The sequence below is a fragment of the Streptomyces sp. NBC_00122 genome, assembly GCF_045160845.1.
GTDB lineage: Bacteria > Actinomycetota > Actinomycetes > Streptomycetales > Streptomycetaceae > Streptomyces.
The window spans coordinates 6,489,102-6,511,228 of the sequence record NZ_CP108191.1; the positions used below are offsets into that span (position 1 = coordinate 6,489,102).

18 protein-coding genes and 1 pseudogene are annotated in these 22,127 nt (G+C 72.9%); 11 read left to right on the forward strand and 8 right to left on the reverse strand.

The features are described 5' to 3' along the window. Positions 1-7 precede the first annotated feature (7 nt). The 5 genes from OG737_RS29540 to OG737_RS29560 are packed head-to-tail and all read left to right on the forward strand — an operon-like array spanning position 8 to position 4,088. Positions 8-1,543 carry an ATP-dependent DNA ligase gene (locus OG737_RS29540; protein WP_328929261.1) on the forward strand — a complete coding sequence of 512 codons (1,536 nt, stop codon included), beginning with the start codon at positions 8-10 and terminating at the stop codon, positions 1,541-1,543. A gap of 58 nt (positions 1,544-1,601) precedes the next feature. Further along, the gene (locus OG737_RS29545) at positions 1,602-2,282 is read left to right on the forward strand and encodes a helix-turn-helix domain-containing protein (protein ID WP_328929262.1); all 681 of its coding nucleotides are present in this window, start codon (positions 1,602-1,604) and stop codon (positions 2,280-2,282) included. Between the two features lie 36 nt (positions 2,283-2,318). Continuing rightward, positions 2,319-2,474 carry a DUF6126 family protein gene (locus OG737_RS29550; protein ID WP_328929263.1) on the forward strand — a complete coding sequence of 52 codons (156 nt, stop codon included), beginning with the start codon at positions 2,319-2,321 and terminating at the stop codon, positions 2,472-2,474. A gap of 55 nt (positions 2,475-2,529) precedes the next feature. Beyond that, the gene (locus OG737_RS29555) at positions 2,530-3,612 is read left to right on the forward strand and encodes a dihydrodipicolinate reductase (RefSeq protein ID WP_328929264.1); all 1,083 of its coding nucleotides are present in this window, start codon (positions 2,530-2,532) and stop codon (positions 3,610-3,612) included. After that, positions 3,609-4,088, forward strand: coding sequence for a carboxymuconolactone decarboxylase family protein (locus OG737_RS29560; protein WP_328929265.1), 480 nt, complete (start codon positions 3,609-3,611; stop codon positions 4,086-4,088). The genes OG737_RS29555 and OG737_RS29560 overlap by 4 nt, the downstream gene beginning before the upstream one ends. 61 nt (positions 4,089-4,149) lie before the next feature. On the opposite strand, the gene OG737_RS29565 is transcribed toward OG737_RS29560, so the two are convergent. From OG737_RS29565 to OG737_RS29575, 3 genes and pseudogenes are all read right to left on the reverse strand, one after another. Then, positions 4,150-5,796 carry a GMC oxidoreductase gene (locus OG737_RS29565; RefSeq protein ID WP_328929266.1) on the reverse strand — a complete coding sequence of 549 codons (1,647 nt, stop codon included), beginning with the start codon at positions 5,794-5,796 and terminating at the stop codon, positions 4,150-4,152. A 99-nt stretch (positions 5,797-5,895) separates the two neighbouring features. Continuing rightward, a pseudogene (locus OG737_RS29570) lies at positions 5,896-6,508 on the reverse strand (DUF6629 family protein). 95 nt (positions 6,509-6,603) lie between these two features. Beyond that, positions 6,604-8,091, reverse strand: a complete 1,488-nt coding sequence (locus OG737_RS29575; protein WP_328929267.1) for an MFS transporter — start codon at positions 8,089-8,091, stop codon at positions 6,604-6,606. A 168-nt stretch (positions 8,092-8,259) separates the two neighbouring features. Between OG737_RS29575 and OG737_RS29580 the strand changes: the two genes are divergently transcribed. The 4 genes from OG737_RS29580 to OG737_RS29595 all read left to right on the forward strand — a co-directional run bounded on the left by OG737_RS29580 (position 8,260) and on the right by OG737_RS29595 (position 15,307). Then, the gene (locus tag OG737_RS29580) at positions 8,260-11,841 is read left to right on the forward strand and encodes a S8 family serine peptidase (protein WP_405676979.1); all 3,582 of its coding nucleotides are present in this window, start codon (positions 8,260-8,262) and stop codon (positions 11,839-11,841) included. A gap of 127 nt (positions 11,842-11,968) precedes the next feature. Beyond that, a complete protein-coding gene (locus tag OG737_RS29585; protein WP_328929269.1) occupies positions 11,969-12,769 on the forward strand; it encodes a hypothetical protein in 801 nt (266 codons plus the stop codon). 85 nt (positions 12,770-12,854) lie between these two features. Beyond that, positions 12,855-14,294, forward strand: a complete 1,440-nt coding sequence (locus OG737_RS29590) for a cytochrome P450 (protein WP_328929270.1) — start codon at positions 12,855-12,857, stop codon at positions 14,292-14,294. A gap of 47 nt (positions 14,295-14,341) precedes the next feature. Next, positions 14,342-15,307, forward strand: a complete 966-nt coding sequence (locus OG737_RS29595) for a hypothetical protein (protein WP_328929271.1) — start codon at positions 14,342-14,344, stop codon at positions 15,305-15,307. 41 nt (positions 15,308-15,348) lie between these two features. Here the strand turns inward: OG737_RS29595 and OG737_RS29600 are convergent, their stop codons facing one another. Both OG737_RS29600 and OG737_RS29605 read right to left on the reverse strand, forming a co-directional pair. Beyond that, the gene (locus tag OG737_RS29600) at positions 15,349-16,746 is read right to left on the reverse strand and encodes a gluconate:H+ symporter (RefSeq protein ID WP_328929272.1); all 1,398 of its coding nucleotides are present in this window, start codon (positions 16,744-16,746) and stop codon (positions 15,349-15,351) included. 54 nt (positions 16,747-16,800) lie between these two features. After that, positions 16,801-17,334 (reverse strand): gluconokinase, encoded by a 534-nt coding sequence (locus tag OG737_RS29605; protein WP_328930516.1) that lies wholly within the window; start codon positions 17,332-17,334, stop codon positions 16,801-16,803. A 133-nt stretch (positions 17,335-17,467) separates the two neighbouring features. Here OG737_RS29605 and OG737_RS29610 point away from each other — a divergent pair, with 133 nt between their 5' ends. Further along, entirely contained in the window at positions 17,468-18,178 is a 711-nt protein-coding gene (locus tag OG737_RS29610; RefSeq protein WP_328929273.1) for an FCD domain-containing protein, read from the forward strand. Between the two features lie 41 nt (positions 18,179-18,219). Here OG737_RS29610 and OG737_RS29615 read toward each other — a convergent pair whose 3' ends face one another. Beyond that, entirely contained in the window at positions 18,220-19,104 is an 885-nt protein-coding gene (locus OG737_RS29615) for a sigma-70 family RNA polymerase sigma factor (RefSeq protein ID WP_328929274.1), read from the reverse strand. 202 nt (positions 19,105-19,306) lie between these two features. Here OG737_RS29615 and OG737_RS29620 point away from each other — a divergent pair, with 202 nt between their 5' ends. Beyond that, the gene (locus OG737_RS29620; RefSeq protein ID WP_328929275.1) at positions 19,307-19,654 is read left to right on the forward strand and encodes a hypothetical protein; all 348 of its coding nucleotides are present in this window, start codon (positions 19,307-19,309) and stop codon (positions 19,652-19,654) included. A gap of 99 nt (positions 19,655-19,753) precedes the next feature. Here the strand turns inward: OG737_RS29620 and OG737_RS29625 are convergent, their stop codons facing one another. Next, positions 19,754-20,131: a VOC family protein gene (locus tag OG737_RS29625; RefSeq protein WP_328929276.1), complete on the reverse strand. Its 378-nt coding sequence runs from the start codon at positions 20,129-20,131 to the stop codon at positions 19,754-19,756. 7 nt (positions 20,132-20,138) lie between these two features. After that, the gene (locus OG737_RS29630) at positions 20,139-22,052 is read right to left on the reverse strand and encodes an ABC transporter ATP-binding protein (RefSeq protein WP_328929277.1); all 1,914 of its coding nucleotides are present in this window, start codon (positions 22,050-22,052) and stop codon (positions 20,139-20,141) included. Positions 22,053-22,127 lie beyond the last annotated feature (75 nt).

Consider the following 22,127-nt stretch of genomic DNA (forward strand, 5'->3'; position numbering starts at 1 on the left):
TGGCCGCATGCTGCTGGCCGAGGTCGCGCGCGTGTCCCAGGAGGTCGCCGACACCTCCGCCCGGTCGCGGAAGACCGCCCTGCTCGCGGAGCTCTTCGCCGCCGCACCCCCGCAGGAGGCCGCGCTGGTGATCTCGTACCTGGCCGGGCGCCTCCCACAGGGCCGCCCCGGCATCGGCTGGCGCGCCCTCGCGCAGGAGGTGGAACCGGCGCCGGAGCCCGGCCTGACCGTCCGGGCCGTGGACGAGGCGGTCACGGAGCTGGCCGCCGTCGCCGGCCCGGGATCGCAGGCCCGGCGCCGCCGGATCCTGGACGGCCTGCTCGGCGCGGCCACCGAGGCCGAGCAGCGGTTCCTGCGCAGCCTGCTCTCCGGCGAGGTACGCCAGGGCGCACTCGACGCGGTGGCCCTGGAGGGCGTGGCCGCGGCCGCCGGAGTTCCGGCCGAGGACCTGCGCCGCGCCGTGATGCTCGACGGGTCGCTGCCGCGCGTGGCCGCCGCCGTCCTCGCCGACGGGCCGCAGGCGCTGCGGGACGTCACCCTGCGCGTCGGGCAACCCGTACAGCCCATGCTGGCGGCCACCGCCAAGACGGTCGCGGAGGCCCTCGCCGCGCTCGGGCCCTGCGCGGTGGAGGAGAAGCTCGACGGGATCCGGGTCCAGGTCCACCGCGAGAGGGACGAGGTACGGGTGTACACGCGCTCCCTGGACGAGATCACCGACCGGCTGCCGGAGGTGGCCGCGCTGGCCCGGTCGCTGCCGGGGGAACGGTTCGTCCTCGACGGAGAGGTCATCGGCCGGGCCGCGGACGGCCGTCCGGTGCCTTTCCAGGAGATCGCGAGCCGGGTCGGCTCGCGCGTCGACGTGGAGGCCGCCCGGCGGACGCTCCCGGTGGTCCCCTTCTTCTTCGACGTCCTGGTCGCCGGGGACGACGTGCTGCTCGACCTCCCGGTCCGCGAGCGGTACGAGATTTTCGCCGCGCTCGTGCCCGAGAGTGCCCGGGTCCGCCGCCTCGTGGTCGAGGACGCGTCGGCGCAGGCCGCCGAGGCGGAGGAGTTCTGGGCCGAGACCCTGCGCCGCGGCCACGAGGGTGTGATGGTCAAGGGTCTCGGCTCCGCCTACGCGGCGGGCAGGCGCGGCAGGAACTGGCTCAAGGTGAAGCCGGTGCACACCCTGGACCTGGTCGTCCTCGCCGCCGAGTGGGGCCACGGACGGCGCACCGGGCTGCTGTCCAACCTGCACCTCGGCGCGCGGGCCGCCGACGGGACGTACGCCATGCTCGGCAAGACCTTCAAGGGGCTCACCGACGAGATGCTGCGCTGGCAGACCGGGGCGCTGGGCGCGCTGGCGACCTCGGACGACGGCTTCACCGTCCGGGTGCGCCCGGAACTGGTCGTGGAGGTCGCCTACGACGGTCTGCAGCGTTCCCCGCGCTACCCGGCCGGGGTGGCGCTGCGCTTCGCGCGGGTGCTCCGGCACCGCCCGGACAAGCGCGCGGACCAGGCCGACACGGTGGACACGGTGCTCGAACAGGGCAGGGTCCGGTGAATTTGCCTCAGAGGCAAGACGCATTGCCGGAAAGGCAAATCTCTGGCTCAATCGGGGCATGACATCCGGTCCTGCCCCCGGTCCCGAAGACCGGACCGACCCCGCAACCGGCCCCGAAGCGGTGGCCGACCCCGCCGAGCCCGCCGACGAGCTGCCCGCCGTGGCCCCGCAACTGCGTGACCTGCGCCGCCGCGCCGGACTCACCCTGGAAGCCGCCGCGGCGAGGGCCCGGCTCTCGCCCGCGCACCTGTCCCGGCTGGAGACGGGACGGCGTCAGCCCTCGCTGCCGCTGCTGCTCGCGCTCGCCCGCACCTACGGTACGACCGTCTCCGAGCTGCTCGGCGAGACCCCGGCCGTCGCCGATCCCATCGTACGGGCCGGCGGTCCGGGTGCCCGGGAGGCCGACGGGTGGACGTACTGGCAGGCCGGAGGCTCCGGGCGCGGGATGCAGGCCTTGCGCGTGCACGTCCCTCAGGGCCGCAGCCAGGGCGAGCTGGTCCGCGTACATCCCGGCGAGGAGTGGTTGTACGTCCTCGCCGGGAGGCTGCGGCTGCACCTGGGGGAGGCCGAGTACCTGCTGGAACCGGGGGACAGCGCGCACTTCGACTCGCTCACCCCGCACCGGATCGGCGCGGCCTCCGCGGGCGGAGCCGACCTGCTGTTCGTCCACACCCTGCTGCAGAGCAGCCTCGCCGGGCTGTGCCTCGGCGGAGCCACCACGTCCACGCACCCCCGATAGCCCCCCTGCGCCACAGACAGCCGAGGAGTCCCAGCCATGTCCCAAGGAGAGAACCCCGTCACCATGCGGGCGCGCATCGAATCGAAGTTCCCGCGCGGTCTGCTGATCCGGCTGATCGCCTACTTGTTCGTCGGCCACCTCTTCGCCTTCTTCGTCTACCTGCTCTTCGTCCTGGGCGGCCAGAACCAGTAACGCTCTGGGCCGCACGGCTCTGGAAAGGTGCAGGTCCTGTAGCTACCCTCCGCGCATGATTTCCACGGTTGTCTGGGGTACCGGCAACGTCGGCCGTTTGGCCATCCGCGCCGTCGAGGCCCATCCCGAGCTGAAGCTCGCCGCAGTCATCGTCCACGATCCAGCCAAGGTCGGCCGCGACGCGGGCGAACTCGGCGGACTCGGCCACCCGTTGGGGGTCGAGGCCACCGACGACATCGAAGCCGTCCTGGCCGGACGCCCGCAGGCCGTCGTGTACGCGGCCTCCGGGGACGTCCGTCCCGACGACGCCCTCGCCGACATCACCCGGGCGATCCGGTCCGGCGCGGTGGTCGTCAGCCCCGCGCTGTACCCGCTCTACGACCACCGCAGCGCACCGCCGGAGTTCCGCGATCCGGTGCTGGCCGCCATCGCGGAGGGCGGCGGCTCGCTGTTCGCCTCCGGAGTCGACCCCGGCTGGGGCAACGACGTACTCCCGCTGCTGCTCAGCGGACTGGGCGCCACCATCGACGTGATCCGCTGCCAGGAGATCTTCGACTACTCCACCTACGACCAGCCGGACTCCGTCCGTCAACTCGTCGGCATGGGCCAGCCCATGGAGCACGAGCCGATGATGCTCATGCCCTCGATCCCGACCATGGTGTGGGGCGGCCAGATACGCATGATGGCCCGGGCCCTCGGGGTCGAACTGGACGAGATCCGCGAGACGTCGGAGCGCCGCGCGCTCGACACCACCGTGACCACCAGGACGATGGGCGCCTTCGAGGCCGGCACCCAGGGGGCGATCCGTTTCGAGGTGCAGGGCATCGTCGAGGGCGAGCCCCGCATCGTCATCGAGCACGTCACCCGCATCCACGCCGCGTGCGCTCCGGACTGGCCGTCGCCGCCGAACGGCGGCGACGGCGCCCACCGCGTCGTCATCGAAGGCCGTCCCCGCATCGAGGTCACCATCGAGGCCACCGACGAGGGCGAGAACCGCTCGGCCGGCGGCAACGCCACCGCCGTCGGGCGCCTGGTGAGCGCCATCGACTGGCTCACCGAGGCCAAGCCCGGACTCTACGACGCCCTCGACATCCCGCTGCGCCCCGCCGTCGGCAAACTCGGAAGGAAACAGTCATGAGGATCGACATCCCCGAAGGCCAGCACCCGATCGAGTACGTGTGGGGCGACATGGTCCCGGGCATCGGCATGGCCGCCGCCAACTTCTCCCTCTCGGTGTACGCCCACACCACTCTGGGCCTGCGCGAGTTCGAGGCCGCCCGGCTGCGCGTCGCGCAGATCAACGGGTGCGTCTTCTGCCTGGACTGGCGTACCGAACGGGAGGGGGAGAAGGTCGAGGAGGAGTTCCCCGACGCGGTCACCGAGTGGCGCACGACGAAGGCCTTCGACGACCGCACCCGGCTGGCGGCGGAGTACGCCGAGAGGTACACGCTCGACCACCACGGACTCGACGACGAGTTCTGGGACCGGATGACCGCGCACTACAGCCAGCTGGAGATCGTGGAGCTGACGATGAGCATCGGGTCCTGGCTGGCCTTCGGCCGGCTCAACCACGTGCTCGGCCTCGACAGCGTCTGCATGCTGCCGGGTCACTGACATGGATCCGGGGCCGCTCGGTGGATCCGGTCGGCCCCGGCTTCGGTGTGCCCGGCCCCGGCTACAGGTCGGTGGCGATGATCTTCTCGATGTTCCGCTCGGCGAGGGCCGTGATGGTGACGAACGGGTTGACGCTGGTGTTGCCGGGGATGAGCGAGCCGTCGATCACGTACAGGCCGGTGTAGCCGTGCAGGCGACCGTAGTTGTCGGTGGCCTTGTCGAGGACGGCGCCGCCGAGCGGGTGGTAGGTGAGGTGGTCGCCCCAGATCTTGTTGGTGCCGAAGAGGTCGGTCCGGTAGATCGTCCCCTCCTTCGAGTTGATCTTGTCGAAGATGGTCTTGGCCATGTCGATGGACGGCTGCTTCCACGCCGTCTGCCAGTCGAGTTCGACCTTGCCGGCCGCCGCGTTCCAGGAGAACTGGGCGCGGTGCGGGTTCTTGGTGATGGAGAGGTAGAAGGACGCGTAGGTCTCGATCCCCGTCGGGAGCGGGGCGACCTCGGCGAAGGCACCGCCCGCCTCCCAGTTGTCGATGCCGCCGCAGGGGATCGCGGCCTGCACCTTGCCCGTCGCGTCCCACATGTGGTTGGCGCGGCCGCACATGACGTTGCCGTTGTCGCCCCAGCCCTTGCCGATCTCGTCGTTCAGGTTCGCCAGGGCGCCGGTGGCCTTCAGCTTGACGAGCAGCTTGCTGGTGCCGACGCTGCCGGCGGCGAAGAACACCCGGTCGGAGGTGACGGTCTTGGTCGCCGTGACGGTGCCGTCGGTGGCCAGCTGGCTGATGCCGACGGTGTAGCCGCCGCCGGGGGCGGGCGCGACCGAGGTGACCTGGTGGAGGGGGGAGATGGTGACCTTGCCGGTGGCCTTGGCCGCGGCGATGTAGGTCTGCTGGAGCGACTTCTTGCCGTGGTTGTTCCCGTAGAGGATCTCGCCGTCGACCGCGGACTTGGGTACGGTGCCGGCCGCCTCCTGCTTCATGTAGTCCCAGTCGTACACGTCGGGGACGAAGACGAAGGGGAAGCCGGAGCGCTGGGCGTGCTTGCGGCCGACGCGGGCGTACTGGTAGCAGGCGACGGTGTCGAACCAGGCCGGGTCGACGAGGCCCACGCCGAGTCCGGCATTGGCCCGGGGGTAGTAGGTGTCGTACATCTCGTCGGCGTTCACCGAGGGCAGGACGGCGCTGAAGTTCTGCCGCTTCGGGGTGACGGCCATGCCGCCGTTGACGAGCGAGCCGCCGCCGACCCCGCGGCCCTGGTAGACGATGATGCCGCCCATTTCCTCGGCGTCGAGGATGCCCGTGTACTTGGGGACGGTCTTGTCGATCGGGAATCCGAGGAAGTTGCTGAGCGGCGCCTTGGTCTTGGTGCGCAGCCAGTAGGAGCGGTAGTCCGGGTTGGTGGTGTGGGCGAAGATCTTGCCGTCGCTGCCGGGGGTGTCCCAGGCCATGCCCATCTCGACCATGTGTACATCGACGCCGGCCTGAGCCAGGCGCAGGGCGGCGACGGATCCGCCGTATCCGGTGCCGATCACCAGGACGGGGACGCGGGCTCCGTCGCCGATCGGGGCGGCGGAGGTGGCGGCCTGCGCGGCTGAAGCGGGGGTGACGTGAGCAGAGAGGGCCACCGCCCCCAGAATAGAACCTGTTCTTGCGAGGAATCCGCGTCGGGAGAATCCGTTGGGACCGTTTCTGGGCACGCCGTTCTCACTCATGTGACGTTCCTCACTCTTGGCTGAATGAGAACGAGTTCTACTGCTATGGGCGTGTGAAGTCACTACATACTTGTGAGTAACTTGGCGACTTCAGGCCGGTCATGTCATCGGCTCGGTGGGCTCCGGGCGGCCCGTCCAGCCCAGGACCAGCAAGGACGGGACCGCGGCGAACGCGCACCAGGTGGAGGCGAATTCAAGCCTCCACAGGGCCGCGCAGGCCACCGCCCCGGCGGCCGTCACGGCCCCCGAGCAGCCGCAGCCGGCGGTCGCCCGCGAGCAGCAGGGCGCCGAGGGTGGCGAAGAGGTAGCCCGTCACGAGGAGCGGCGCGTACGGGACGTCCATGCCGTAGCCGACCGTGTGGCCGCGGATCTCCGCGGTGACCGGCCGCGTCGCGAGGGCGCACGAGAGGACCGCGCCGGTGGCGAGGCCGACGGCGACCGGCCCCCACAGGCGGCGCCCGACCGCGGGCGCGGCCGCGCACAGCACGCCGAGCGGCACTCACACGGCCAGCAGGGGCAGGGCGATCACCGCCCAGGCGGTGGTGGCGGGGGAGCGGCCGCCGTCCGAATCCCAGACGGCGGCCTCCACCAGCTGGTGCGCGCCCAGCAGCAGGGGCAGCGCGGCGACCGGAAGATCCCGGGCGCGTCGTGCGCGTACCGTGCGCGCCACGCATACGACTCCGACGGCGGTGATGGCCGTGCCCGCCGCCAGATCGGCCGTGGCGCTCCAGCACGTGGCGCTACGTCACCGGGCGGCCGGCCGCCGCGCCGTCGGGCAGTGCGGGCTGGGGCATCGACTGATTTCGGTCAAGCTCCGCTCTCCTCTCGCGGGGGTTCGAGCGGCGGAGCGGTCATGGCGCACTGGGTACGGCACTGCGGGTGCGGCGCCCAGGGCGCGGGTGTGCGTACGGTCGTCCAGGCCACGGCCGCCCCGAGCAGCAGCAACCCCGCGCACCAGGGCATGGCCCGGCCGAAGGCCGCGTCGAACTGGTCCGCCGAGAGGTACGCCTCGGGCCCCATTCCGGCCAGCAGTGGCAGCGCCGCCACCGCGAGCAGCCCGGCCACCCGCGCCGCGGCGTTGTTGATGCCGCTCGCCAGCCCCGCCCGGCCCGGGTCCACCGAGGCCAGCACGGTCGCCGTCAGCGGGGCCACCAGGGTCACCATGCCCATGCCCATCACGACCATCGCGGGCAGCACGTCCGCCGCGTACGAGGCGCCCGGCCCCACGCGCAGCATCAGCAGCGTCCCGGCGGCGCAGAGCAGGGGCCCCACGGTCAGCGGGATCCGCGGCCCGATCCGCTCCGCGAGCTGCCCCGAGCGGGCCGAGAGCAGCAGCATCAGCACCGTGGTCGGCAGCATCGCGGCCCCGGCGGCCAGCGCGGAGTATCCGGCCACCACCTGGAGCTGGAGCACGACGAGGAAGAAGAAGCCGCTGAAGGCCGCGTAGACGCACAGGGTGACCAGATTGACGGCCGTGAACTGCCGGGAGGCGAAGATCGACGGCGGCACCATCGGATCGGCCCGCCGCCGCTCGACGTAGACGAACGCGACGGCCAGCGCCACGCCGCCCACGGCCGCGGCGATCACCGGCGCGCCCGCGGCCTGCGCCTCGATCAGCGCGTAGGTGATCAGCGCCAGGGACGTCGCGCACAGCGCCGCGCCGAGCACGTCGAACCGCCCGCGCGCGTCGGGATCCCGCGATTCGGGTACGTGGCGCAGCGCGACCGGGACGCACAGCGCGGCCAGCGGCACGTTCAGCAGGAACACCCAGCGCCAGCCGGGCCCGTCCACCAGCCAGCCGCCGAGGAACGGGCCCACGGCGGCCCCGACCCCGCCCAGTCCCGACCACAGGCCCACCGCCCGGGACCGGTCCCCGGACCGGATCGAGCCCTGGATCAGCGCGAGGGAGCCGGGGGTCAGGAGGGCGCCGCCGATGCCCTGCAGGGCCCGGGCGCCGATCAGGATCCCGGCGTTCGGCGCGACGCCGCAGAGCAGGGAGCCCACCGCGAACCACGCGACGCCGAGCACGAAGATCCGCCGGCGCCCGAAGCGGTCGCCGAGCGCCCCGCCGACCAGGATCAGCCCGGCCAGGGTCAGCGCGTAGGCGTTCACCGTCCACTGGAGCACGGCCAGATCGGCGTCCAGGTCCTGCCCGATGCGCGGGAGGGCGACGTTGACCACCGTCGAGTCCAGCATGGCCATGCTCGACCCGAGCACGGTGGTCAGCAGGATCCAGCGGCCTCGTGCGGACGCGAGCGGGACGCCTGGCTCGGGCGGTTCGGCGGGGGAGGTCATGCCTTCAGGCTGGCCCCGGCCGGGGGGAAGGGCCAGCGGGCGCGACGGGCGGCTCATTAGGCCCTCTTGTAATGAACATGGCACTCAATCACCATGACCCGCGCACATCCCGCACATCTCGCACGTCTTTCCCGCACAACCCGCACCCGGTGTACGAGGAGACAACACGTGGCCCAACGCAACAGGCGATACTTACGCACGGCGCTCGCCGCCCTCACCTCGGTCCTGCTCCTGCCCCTCGGCGCGGGCGTCGCCGCCGCCGCGCCGAGGGCGGACCCCGCCCGCGGCGTACCCACCCCGGGTGCGGCCGAACGCAAGATCGAACCCAAGCTCCGCACCCAGCTCGACGGCTCGGCGAAAGCCGTCTTCTGGGTCTACCTCGACAGCGCGGCCGACCTCGGCGCAGCGGCGAAACAGCAGACCCGCGCCGCCAAGGCCGAGACCGTGCTCCGGGCCAAGAAGGACCACGCCGCGCGCAGCCAGGCCGAACTGGTCAAGGCCCTCGACGGCGCCAAGGCCGAGTACACCTCGTACTGGATCGTGAACGCGCTGCGCGTCGTCGGCAGCGAGAAGCTCGCCGGCACCCTCGCGCAGCGCCCCGAGGTGTCCCGGATCGACGCCGACGACAAGGTCGACCTGCCCAAACCCGCCGAGGGCAAGCGGGAGCAGACCGCGGCCGACGCCGTCGAGTGGAACATCGACCGGGTCAAGGCGCCCCAGGTCTGGGAGCAGGCCGGGGTACGCGGCGAGGGCATCGTCGTCGCCAACATCGACAGCGGGGTGGACTACACCCACCCGGCCGTCAACAACCAGTACCGCGGCAAGAACGCGGACGGCAGCTACACCCACGCCTACAACTGGTTCGACCCGGCGGGAGTCTGCGCCGCCGCGGCCCCCTGCGACAACAACGACCACGGCACCCACACGATGGGCACGATGGTCGGCGACGACGGCGGAGCCAACAAGATCGGTGTCGCCCCGGGCGCCAAGTGGATCGCCGCCAAGGGCTGCGAGACGAACTCCTGCTCCGAGGCCTCCCTGCTCGCCTCCGGCCAGTGGATCGTCGCCCCGACCGATCCGAGCGGCCAGAACCCGCGCCCCGACCTCGCCCCGCACATCGTGAACAACTCCTGGGGCAGCGCCGCGCACGACGACTGGTACCAGCAGATCGTCGACACCTGGCGCGCCGCCGGCATCTTCCCGGCCTTCTCGAACGGCAACGCCGGGCCCGGCTGCGCCACCAGCGGCTCACCCGGCGACTACGCGAGCTCCTACAGCTCCGGCGCCTTCGACATCAACAACGCCATCGCGCCGTTCTCCTCGCGAGGCGCCGGGCCCGGCGGCATCATCAAGCCGAACATCGCCGCACCGGGCGTGAACGTGCGCTCCTCCGTCCCCGGCGGCCGGTACGAGGCCTTCTCCGGCACCTCCATGGCCTCGCCGCACACCGCGGCGGCCGTGGCCCTGCTCTGGTCCGCCGCGCCCGCCCTCGAAGGCGACATCGCGCAGACCGAATCGCTCCTGGACGGCACCGCCCAGGACACCGACAGCGGCCAGTGCGGTGGCAACGCCGCCGACAACAACGTCTTCGGCGAGGGCAGGCTCGACGTCCTCGCCGCCGTGAACGCCGCCCCTCGCGGCGCGATCGGCGCGCTCGCCGGCACCGTCCGCTCCGGCAGCGGCGAGCCCGTCGCGGGCGCCAAGGTGACCGCCGACGGCCCGATCGACCGTACGACGACGACCGCCGCCGACGGCACCTACAAGTTCGCCGCCCTGTCGGTGGGCGACTACAGCCTGACCGCCGCCAAGTTCGGCTACGGGCCGCAGAACGCGACGGTGGCGGTCGCCGAGAACGCCACCGCCACCGGCGACTTCACCCTCACCCAGGCCCCCTCCGGCAAGCTCAGCGGTACGGTCTCCTCCGCCGCCGGACCCGCGGCGGGCGCCTCCGTCACCATCGCGGACACCCCCGTGACCGCGACCGCCGATGCGCAGGGCCGCTTCGAGGTCACCCTGCCGCACGGCACCTACGACGTGAACGCCACCCACTCCTCCCGCTGCGTCACCGGCGGCACGGCCAAGGCCACCGTCGCCGGCGACACCACCGTCTCCGTCGCCCTGCCCGAGCGCACCGACGGCTACGGCTACGCCTGCGCCACCGCGAACGGCCGCCCGTACACCCCGGGCAGCCGCCAGCTCGCGCTGACCGGCGACAACACCACCGAGCGCGTCGACCTCCCCTTCCCGCTGCCGCTGTACGGCAAGACGTACGGCCAGGCCTGGATCGGCACCAACGGCACCGTGAGCTTCGGCGGCAACAACACCGCCGACGTCAACGGGGACCTGCCGAGCGCGGCCACCCCGAACGCCGCGCTCTACCCCTTCTGGGACGACCTGGTCGTCGGCGCGGCGGGCAGCGGATCCGGCGTCTTCACCGCCGTCACCGGCACCGCCCCGCACCGCGCCTACGTGATCGAGTGGCGCGAGGTCTCCCACTGGTCGGCGCAGGCGGAGAAGTTCTCGTTCGCCGCGGCCATCGGGGAGGACGGCACCGTCTCGTACTCCTACAAGGGGACGGGCGGCACCGGAATCAAGGGCGGGTCCACGGCCACGGTCGGCGTGGAGAACGCCACCGGCACCGACGCCTTCAAGTACTCCTTCAACACCGCGGTCATCACCGACGGTCTGTCCATCGCCTTCCGCACCACCAAGAGCGGTGTGGTGGCGGGCCGGGTCCTCGACGCCAACGACGGCAACGGCGTCGCCGGTGCCACCGTGACCGTCGGCACCGGCGATTCGGCGGTCTCCGCGACCACCGCGGCGGACGGCGGCTACGTGGTCCAGAGCCCGTCCGGCTCGCGGGCCGTCTCCCTCGCCGCGCCCCAGTACGAGTCCGCGCAGGCGACGGTCGACGTCAAGGCGGCCGACGTCACGACGGTGACGCAGTCGCTGCGCACCGGCAGGGTCACGGTCTCCCGGCCCTCCGTGGAGATCGTCCTCCCGGCGGACCAGCAGCGGACCCGGACCCTGGACCTGACCAACCCGGGCCTCGGCACGGCCTTCACGGTGGCCGAGGACGCGGCCTGGCTGACGGCCACACCGGGGAACGGCAGCCTCCCGACGGGCGGGAAGACCTCGCTCACGCTCGCGGTGGACACGGCCGGACTGACCCCGGGGGCGGTCCTGACCACGGACCTGAAGATCTCGTCGGCGAGCGGCCGGACCCCGGTGCTCACGGTCCCGGTCAAGGTCGTCGTCCCGCGCTACCAGGTCGCCCTGGACGCGGGCTCCGGATCCGCGAGCACGGACGCCCTGGGCGACGGCTGGTCCCCGGACCGCAAGTACACCGCGGGCTCGTACGGCTACCAGGGCAACTCCTCCGTCCAGTCCACCGGGCGCACCATCACCGGCACGGACGAGCAGCGGCTGTTCCGCAACGCCCGTGAGGGCATGTACGAGTACCGCTTCGACAACGTGCCGAACGGCACCTACACGGTGGAGCTGGGCTTCGCGGAGCTCTCCTCCACCAGGCCGAACAAGCGCGTCTTCGACGTCCTGGCCGAGGGCGCCCAGGTCCTGCCCTCCCTGGACATCTCCCTGGAGGCGGGCACGTACAAGGCCCTGACCCGTACGTACACCGTCACCGTGACGGACGGGGTGCTGAACATCCGCTTCGTCACGCACACCGGATTCGGCAAGCCCCTGCTGAACAGCCTGCGGGTGACCGACCGCCCCGACAAGAACCAGTAGCGGCCGCGCTCCACGGGGCGGGGCGCCCGCGGGCGCCCCGCCCTCCGCGGCGCATTCGGGTGGGCGGGTCCCGATTCCGCTCCGACGCGCCGCGCAACCCGCGGCGGGCTCGTTAACGTGAGGAACCATGACGCTCCTGAGCGACCAGGCAGACGACATCCGGGCTCTCGTGGGCTCCGCCGATCCCGGGGCGGTCTGGGCCGTCGGCGGCCCCGAGGGCGTCGAGGCGGCCTCGCATTCCACGCGTTCCACGGATTCCGCGTACCTCGCTGACGCCGGGGACGCCGGGGACGCCGGGGACGCCGACCTCGACGTCGGCGGGCTCACCGCCGTCCTCGCCCTGTGGCCCGCCATCGGCAGTCTCGTCGAGGAGGGCGCGCTGCGGCTGCACACCCCGCTCGCCGCGTACGGGGACGAGGCCGCCGCCGGAGCCGAGGCCGGCACCACCGCCCACCACCTGCTCACGCACGCCGACGGAACCGCCGCCCTCGCCCGCCTCGCCGAGGTCCTGTCCGGCAGCCCCCTCGCCGAACTCGCCGCCACCCGCGTCTGGCGACCGCTGGGCATGACCCGCACCCGGTTCGCCGACGACACCCTCCGCGCACCCCTCACCGACCTCGTCCGCTTCCTGCGCCACCTCCTCTCCCCGGCGGACCCGGACGGCTCGGGCGGCCCGGGCAGTCCGGCGGGCATCACCCGTGCCTGGACCACCGAGTCCCTGCGCATCCGCACCGGCGAACTGACCCCCTCCCGCGGCCTCCTCTGGCACCCGGCCCCGCACGGCGTCTGGACCCACCCCGCCCCGGCGCCCGGCGGACCGGCCCTGTGGATCTCCCCGCGCCACCACCGCTGGGCCCTCCTCCTCCCGACCAGCCCCGCCACCCAGCTGCGCACCGCGTTCCGCACCGCCGCCTTCGCCCTGCCGTAGCACTCGGAGCGCGGGGTCCGCGGGGGCGACGTACGGTGAAGCCGATGTCACCGACCGTTGTCGTCCCAGCTGCGGAGGTACACGGATGCGTACGGTGCAAGGGGCCGCCCTCGACGGGCTCCGGGCCCGGGTACGGGCCCTCGCGGAGCGGACCGGGCTGCCGGTGCGGACCGCGCCGGGCGCCGCTCGGCTCAGCGTCGCACCGGCCGCCGGATACCGGTGGCCCCGCCCGGTCGCCGGGGGAGCCGGCCGGCCGCCCCGCGCCGGGACCCCGCTCGCGGACCGTGGGCCGGCCGTGCGAGGCCTGCGCGCGGAATCTCCCGGCCGGCTGACGTCCGTAAAAGAATCGTTTCCGCGAACCGCCGCCCTCGTCCGCGACTTCGTCACCGCCCGGCCCCGCCCCGGCACGGCACGCGCCTCCGCCACCGTGCTCCGCGCGCTGCGGGCCCGCTACGGAGACGCACCCGTGCTCGTACGGGACCGGTCGGGCAGGGCGGTCCTGGTCCTCCTCGCCCCCGACGACGTCTACCGGTTCTACGCCGAACCCCAGAGCGTCCTCGCGGCGGATCAGCCGCAGACCGCCGGCCTCGGCTGCGCCCACGCCGAACCCGGCCCGGAACAGCGGCAGACCGCCGCCGAGGTGCTGGCCGCCGGCGTCCCCGTACACCCCGCGTGCGGGCCCTTCCTGGCGGCCGTCACCGAAGAGGCCCTGCACCTGACCGCCTCCGGCACCCTCGAACTCGCCCGCGCCCGGTACGCGGTCGGCCGCGCCGCCCGCCGCATCGTGCTCGGCGAGGCGGCCGCCGCCGACGAGGAGCTCGCGGGCTGGCTCGGGCAGTCCCGCGCCAAGAGCAGGGCGCGCGCCGCGCGCCGCATCCAGGAGTACGCCCGCCACGCCGGCGCGGACACGCTCCTCGGCCGGGCCGCCCGCCACGCCGGGCCGGCCGGCGTCCCGGACCCCTCCGGCCAGGCCCACCAGTGGCTGCAGGCCCTGGACTCCCTCCCCGCCACGCTGCTGCGCACCCTGCTCCTGCTCGGCGCGCACCCCGCCGAGCAGGACGCCACCGCCGCCGAGGCGGCCGGGGGCGCGTCCCGGGGCGAACTGCCCCGGCTGCGGTCCTGCGTACGGGAAACGCTGCGCCTGTACCCGGTGGTGCCCGACCTGATCCGGGTCACCCGTACCGAGACCGAGTGGCAGGGCGTGCGCTACCCGGCGGGCACCTCCGTGCTGCTGCCCGCCGCGTTCCACCAGCGCGACCCCGAACGGGTACCGGCCGCGCACGTGTTCGTGCCGGGCCGGTGGAAGAACCCGGGTGCGGACCAGGACACCCGGATGGCGCCCTTCGGCCACGGCGGCTCCCGGTGCCCGGGCGACCAGCTGGGCCTGCTGCTCACGGCCGCGTTCTGCGCCGAGGTGCTGCGGGACCACCGGGTCGCGAGCGGGCGGCCCGCCCTGGACCCGGTCGGACCGCTGCCCGCGACGCTCGACCCGCACGGCATCCGGCTCACCCTCACCCGACGCTGACGCCCCACACCCCCCCCACACACACCACCCCACCAGGAGAGGACGCCATGCCCGACGCCGCGACCTCCGCGTCCAGCGACGCGGACGTCGACCTGCTCGACGACCTGTGCCGCGAACTCGCCGCCGCCGCCGACGCGGTCGGCGAGGCCGCCCGCTACGCCTCGGGGCTGGCCCTCGGCGGCCGCCTGCCCGCGGCCGCCCTCACCCGGGGAGGCCATCGCCGGGTCGGCTGGCGCACGCTGCTGCGCACCCTCACCGACCCGGCGGGCCTCGGCTGGGCCCCGCGCGGCCGGGGAGTGGCGCGGGCGGGGCGGCTGGCGGGGATGCTGGCGGGCCGTGAGAGCCTCGCGATCAGCGTCGCCGTGTGCGGGCTGCGGGTCCGGATCCGGGCCGCGAGCGCCGCCCGCCCCGAACTCCTGCGTGATCCCGGCGCGGCGGCGGTCCTCAGAGCCGTCGAGGAGGGCCGGCAGTCGCAGGCCGCCCGCCTGTTCCGCGGCATCATGCGCGACCGGGGCGCCGGGCACGCCTTCTCCCTGCTGGCCCCGGCGTTCGCCGACGTCCTGGCCTGGAAGGCCCTGACCGACGCGAATCCCTTCAACGACCACGCCGGCTGGCAGGTCGCCACCGGCCGGGCCGTGCCGGCCGAACCGCTCCTGGGACTCGGCGCCGCCTTCTGGGCCTTCTGTGACCGAGGGCCCTCACTGCCCGCCGACGAGGCGGGGCGGGCGCCGCGGTCCGATCAACGCGCTCAAGGCCGGCCGGCGCTCCGGCCGTGGGCGCCGCACCCGCACGTCCGCCCGCACGCGCACCCGCACCGGCCCGCCAGTCTGCGCGGCCACGCCACCGCGCTGCGCTCCCACGCGGTACGGCTGCGGGCGACGACGGCCGGACCGGTCTGGCGGGGCCCCCGGTCCGAGGCCCTGCGCGCGGAGGTGGAGACCCTCGCCGGCCGCTGCGCCACCGCGGCGACCGGTCTCGCCCTGGCGGCGGCGCAGCTCGGCGACGAGCGCTGATCCGGCGGATCCGGGAGGGTTCGGGAGGACGCCGCAGGACGTCAGAGGACCAGCGACAGCAGCAGGACGCAGCCGAGGCCGACCACCGAGATGATGGTCTCCATCACCGACCAGGTCTTCAGGGTCTGGCCCACGGTCATCCCGAAGTACTCCTTGACCAGCCAGAATCCGGCGTCGTTGACGTGGCTGAAGAACAGCGAGCCCGCCCCGACGGCGAGGACCAGCAACGCCGTCTCGGTGGTGGACATGCCGGCGGCCAGCGGAGCCACCAGTCCGGCCGCCGAGATCGTCGCCACCGTTGCGGAGCCCGTGGCGAGGCGGATGGCCACGGCGATCAGCCAGGCCAGCAACAGGGTGGGAATGGCCCAGTTCTTCGACAGGTCCAGGATCATCTGGCCGACACCCGCGTCGATCAGGGTCTGCTTGAAGCCGCCGCCCGCGCCGACGATCAGCAGGATGCCGGCGATCGGGGCCAGGGACCTGTCGACCGTCGTGGCCAGGCGGTCCTTGGTGAAGCCCGCCGCCCGGCCGAGGGTGAACATGCCCACCAGCACCGCCGCGAGCAGCGCGATCAGCGGGGAGCCCGCGACGTCGGTGACGCGCTGCAGCGGGTCGGCGGGGTCGTTGACAACGATGTCCACCAATGCCTTGACCAGCATCAGCGCCACCGGGAGCAGCACCGTGAAGACAGTGGCCCCGAACCGGGGACGGTGCTCCGGGTCCGCCGAGGGCCGCTGCGCGATCATGTTCTCCGGCGCCGGGATGTCCACCCACCGCGCCGCGTACCTGGAGAACAGCGGCCCGGCGATGATCACGGTCGGGATGGCGACGAGGATGCCGAGGGCGAGGGTGACGCCCAGGTTCGCGTGGAGCGCGTCGATGGCGACGAGCGGCCCGGGGTGCGGCGGGATCAGCCCGTGCATCACGGACAGGCCGGCGAGTGCCGGTATGCCGATCCGCATCAGGGAGCAGTTGCCGCGCTTGGCCACCAGCAGCACCACCGGTATCAGCAGCACGATGCCGACCTCGAAGAAGAGCGGCAGCCCGATCACGGAGGCGATCAGCACCATGGCCCACGGCATGGCCCGGCCCTTGGCCCGGGCGAGGATCGTGTCGACGATCTCGTCAGCGCCGCCCGAGTCCGCGAGCAGTCGGCCGAGGACGGCACCGAGCGCGATGAGTACGCCCACGCCCGCGACCGTGGCGCCGAGTCCGGAGGTGAAGCTGGAGATCGTCTTGGCCAGCGGTGCGCCGGCGAAGACCCCGAGGGCCAGCGAGCCGACCGTCAGCGCCAGGAAGGGGTGCAGCTTGAGGCGGGTGATGAGCAGGACGATGACGGCGATGCCCGCGAGGACGGCGATCCCCAGCTGGGTGTTCCCGGCCGAGGTGATCGGTCCGGTGCCGGCCGCTGCCAGGGTCTCGACGCTGAGACTGGTCAAAGTGACGTTTCCTTAGTTCGCGGGTGTCTCGGGTGTCTTGGGTGACTTGGGTGTCTATGCGGTCTCGGTCGTCTCGGACGTGGGGATCCGGCGCAGGGCGGCCAGCGCCCGTTCGGTGATCTCTTCGGGGGAACCGGACACGTCGACGACGACGCCGGCCTCGTCCTCCTGGAGCGGTTCCAGCGTGGCGAACTGCGAGTCCAGCAGGGTGGCGGGCATGAAGTGGCCGGTGCGGTCCGCCATCCGCCGCTCGATCAGGGGCCGTTCACCGGTCAGGTGGACGAACACCGCCCCGGGGGCCGCGGCGCGCAGCCGTTCGCGGTAGGCGCGCTTGAGGGACGAGGCCGAGACCACGCCGCCGCCGAGTTCGGCCCGGCCGCGGATCCACTCGCCGACGGCGTCGAGCCACGGCCACCGGTCGGCGTCGTCCAGCGGGACGCCGGCCGACATCTTCGCGACGTTGGCCGCGGGGTGGTAGGCGTCGCCTTCCGCGTACGGAAGGGCGAGCGCCTCCGCGAGCAGCCGGCCCACGGTCGTCTTGCCCGTGCCGGCCACGCCCATCACCACAATGACGCGCTGGGTGCTCACGCCTACCTCGCTGTCCTCGTCGACATCGGTTCGTGCGGGCATCACTGAAGCCCATTAAGTAGTACTTATTCAAGGGTCTGATGGAAAACGTCACATCTTTGGGTCGCCCGGGGCGTCACCGTACGCTTACGCCATGACCACCGACGGCAGCTCCGGGCAGGGGCTCCACTCCCACGTGCTGGACACGCTCGGGCTCGCGATCACGGCGGGGGAGTACCTGCCGGGCAGCGTGCTGCGCACGGACGAGATCGCGGAACGCTTCGACGCCTCCCGCACGGTGGTGCGCGAGGTCGTCCGCGTGCTGGAGTCGATGCGGCTGGTCGAGTCCCGCCGGAGGGTAGGGGTCACCGTGCGCCCCACCGCCGAGTGGAACGTCTACGACCCGCGCGTCATCCGCTGGAGGCTGGCCGGCGCCGACCGCCCCCGCCAGCTGCGTTCCCTCACCGTGCTGCGATCCGCGATCGAGCCGGTCGCGGCCGGGCTCGCGGCGGCCCGGGCCACCCCGGAGCAGTGCGCCGAGCTCACCGAGGCGGCCCTCGGCATGGTCAGCACCTCACGGGGCCACCAGCTCGACGTCTACCTGCGCCACGACATCGCCTTCCACCGCGTCGTGCTCAACGCCTCCGGCAACGAGATGTTCGCCCGCCTCGGGGACGTGGTCGCCGAGGTGCTGACCGGGCGCACCGAGCACGCGGTGATGTTCCACGACCCCGACCCGGCGGCCGTCACCCTGCACGTCCAGGTCGCCGAGGCGGTACGGGAGGGCGACGCGGCCCGCGCCGAGGCGCTGACCCGGCAGATCGCGGTGGGCGCCCTGGAGGAGCTGGACGTACTCGCCCCGTAGGCGGTGCCCGCCCCGAGGGCGGAGGCGGACACCCCGGCCGGTCAGGCGTCGAGTGCGGCGATCTCGATCTCGCGCAGGCGATCCGGTTCCGCGATCACGTCGATCCCGGTGATCAGGCCGTCCTCGATGGTGAAGGTGAGTACCAGGAACAGCCGTCCCAACGGGGCCATCGCCAGGCCGACGACGCCGTCGACCAGAGCCGGCTGCGTGGACTGCGCCCGCCGCATGGCCGCCATCGCGCCCCGCGCGACGGTGACGGCGCCGCTGATGAGGAGGGGAGCGGCGGTGGGTCCGACGGCCTTGTCCGCCCGCAGCACCACGTCGGGATCGAGCAGCGCGACCAGCGCGTCGAAGTTCCCGCCGCGGGTGGCGGCCAGGAAGGCGTCCACGACGCGGCGCTGACGGGTCAGATCGGCCTCGGGCACCAGCGGGGCGCCCTTGACCCGGCGGCGGGCGCGGCTCGCGAGCTGCCGGGTCGCCGCCGGGGAGCGGTCGATCATCGGGGCGATCTCGTCGAACGGCACCGCGAACAGGTCGTGCAGCACGAACGCGATCCGCTCGGCCGGCGTCAGCGTGTCGAGCACCACCAGCAGGGCCAGCCCGACCGAGTCGGCGAGCACCGCCTCCTGCTCGGGATCGACCGTGTCCTCGCGGCTGACGACCGGGTCCGTGGCATACGTCTCCATGGAGTCCTCACGCCGGGACTCGCGGGAGCGCAGCATGTTCAGGCACACGCGCGCCACGACCGTGGTCAGCCACCCGCCGAGGTTCTCGATGTCGCCGGTGTCCGAGCGGTTGAGGCGCAGCCACGCTTCCTGGACGGCGTCGTCGGCCTCGCTGAGCGAGCCGAGCATCCGGTAGGACACCGCTCTCAGGTGAGAGCGGTGCCCTTCGAAACGTTCCGTCAGCAATGAGCTGTCGTTCACCTGTCGCAATCCCTTCCCCACAGCAGGTTCTCAAGATAGATCACCGGGAAAACGCCACGGTGAACGGGGCGTTGGAGCCGTGGTCCCGGGGTCCCACGCCGGTTCGGTCCGGGGCGAGGGGCTGCTGGATAATGGCGGTGCACAGCTGAAGCACTGAGGACGCCGGGTACGCATCGTGGTCCGGCAGAAGAGGGAGCCCCCGATGGACGTGCAGCACTTCGAGCGGATCACCGCCTTCATCGAGGCGCGGCTCACCCCGCTGTTCGACGCGGAGACGGGCAGCGAGTACGGCTTCGGGATGGACGACACCTCCCGTGCGCTGCGTGCGCTGCGCAACGCCGTCCTCGAAGCCTCCGCCGTCAAGGGCCTCATCGAGCAGCGCAAGTCGGCCGAGCCGGCCACGCGCCGCGTCATCGACCAGTCGGTGGAGCACAACTGGGACGTACTGCGCGGCATCGCCCGCCAGTGGGAGGACCACGAGGACTTCCGCCACGAGTTCAAGCACCACGCGTGGGAGCTCGACCACCACCACGCCGCCGCGGCGGGCTGAGCCCACGGATCCGGGACCCCGCCCGCAGACGCCGCCACCGTGCCCCGCCGGGCAGGTCCCCCCGGGGCGGCGGTGGCGGGCCGGGGGCCGTACGGTGCGCTACTCCGACGCCTTGCGGGGCGTGGTCTGCTGGACCGCCCAGCCGTTGCCGTCCGCGTCGGAGAAGTACACGAAGGAGCCCCAGGGCAGGTCCTGGATCTCCGTCACCTCGATGCCCCGGCCGCGCAGGTCCTCGTACGCCTCCTCGATATCGGTGACGACGACCTGCAGGTTGTCCAGCGATCCCGGGGTCATCCGGGTCAGCCCCTTGCCGATCGCGATCGAACAGGCCGACCCCGGCGGGGTCAGCTGTACGAAGCGGATGTCCTCGCTGACGGTGACGTCGTGGTCGGCGTTGAAGCCGAGCTTCTCGTAGAAGGCCTTGGCCCGGTCGACATCGGTGACGGGCACGGCGACGAGTTCCAGCTTGATGTCCATCCCGGCATCATGCTCCCGACGCCGCTGCCGCGCCGTCCGACGCCACGTCGGCGGGCGTGTCCGCGGCCGCGAACTGGGTGCGGTACAGCTCCTCGTACCGGCCGCCCGCCGCCAGCAGCTCGGTGTGCGTGCCGCGCTCCACGATCCGGCCGTCCTCGACCACCAGGATCAGATCCGCCGCCTGTACGGTCGACAGCCGGTGCGCGATCACCACGGCGGTCCGTCCCGCCAGAGCCTCGCCCAACGCCTCCTGCACCGCGGCCTCCGAGGTGGAGTCCAGGTGCGCGGTGGCCTCGTCGAGGATCACCACCCGCTGCCGGGCCAGCAGCAGCCGCGCGATGGTCAGCCGTTGCCGCTCGCCGCCCGACAGGCGGTAGCCGCGCTCGCCGACGACCGTGTCCAGCCCGTCGGGCAGCGAGGCGACGAGTCCGTCCAGGCGGGACCGGCGCAGGGCCTCCCAGATCTCCTCCTCGGTGGCTCCGGGCCGGGCCAGCAGCAGGTTGGCCCGTACCGACTCGTGGAAGAGGTGCCCGTCCTGGGTGACCATGCCGAGCGTCTCGCGGATCGAGTCGGCGGTGAGGTCCCGTACGTCGATCCCGCCGATGCGGACGGCGCCCGCGTCGGCGTCGTACAGCCGCGGCAGCAGCTGCGCGATGGTCGACTTGCCGGCGCCGGACGAGCCGACCAGCGCGATCATCCGGCCGGGTTCCGCCCGGAACGACACCTCGTGCAGTACCCGCGTACCGCCCCGGGCGTCGAGGGTGGCGACCTCCTCCAGGGAGGCGAGCGAGACCTTGTCGGGCGAGGGGTAGCCGAAGGAGACCCGGTCGAACTCGACGGCCACCGGCCCCTCCGGTACGCGGCGCGCGTCCGGCTTCTGCGTGATGAGCGGCTTCAGGTCGAGGATCTCGAAGACCCGCTCGAAGCTCACCAGCGCGCTCATCACCTCGACGCGGGCGCCGGCGAGCGCGGTCAGCGGGGCGTAGAGCCGGGTCAGCAGCAGCGCGAGGGCGACGACGGATCCGGCGTCCAGGGTCCCGCGCAGGGCGTAGTACCCGCCGAGCCCGTAGACCAGGGCGAGGGCCAGCGCGGAGACCAGGGTGAGGGCGGTGATGAAGGCGGACTGGGCCATCGCCGTACGGATCCCGATGTCCCGCACCCGGGCCGCCCGGGCCGCGAACTCCGCGGACTCGTCGGCGGGCCGCCCGAACAGCTTGACGAGCGTCGCGCCGGGAGCGGAGAACCGCTCGGTCATCTGGGTGCCCATCGCGGCGTTCAGCGCCGAGGCCTCCCGCTGCATGGCCGCCATCCGCGCCCCCATCCGGCGAGCGGGCAGGACGAACACCGGCAGCAGCACGAGCGCCAGCAGGGTGATCTGCCAGGAGATGCTCAGCATCACGGCGAGGGTCAGCAACAGGGTCACGGTGTTGGCGGCCACCCCGGACAGGGTGTTGCTGAACGCCCGCTGGGCGCCGATCACATCGTTGTTGAGCCGGCTGACCAGGGCTCCGGTCCGGGTCCGGGTGAAGAAGGCGACCGGCATCCGCTGCACGTGGTCGAAGACCGCCGTCCGCAGATCGAGGATCAGCCCCTCGCCGAGGGTGGCCGACAGCCGCCGGGTCAGCAGACCCAGGCCCGCCTCGGCGACCGCGATCAGCGCGATGAGGAGGGCGAGCCAGGTCACCGTGCCGCTGTCCCGGCCGTCCACGATGGCGTCGACGACCCGGCTGGCGAGCACCGGCGTGGCCACCGCCAGCAGCGCGGTCACCACGCTGAGCAGGAGGAAGAGGGCGAGCCCGCGGCGGTGCGGGCGGGCGAAGGCGGCGACCCGGCGCAGGCTCGCCCGGGAGACCGGGCGGCGGTCCTGCTGCGCGTTGATCGCACTGTGCAGCGATGTCCAAGCGGTGACTTCCATGTCCATGGCGGAAACGGTAGGACCTCAACCGAAGTCGAGGTCAACCTTTCGGCCGGCCCTCGCCCTCCCGGGTCTCCAACT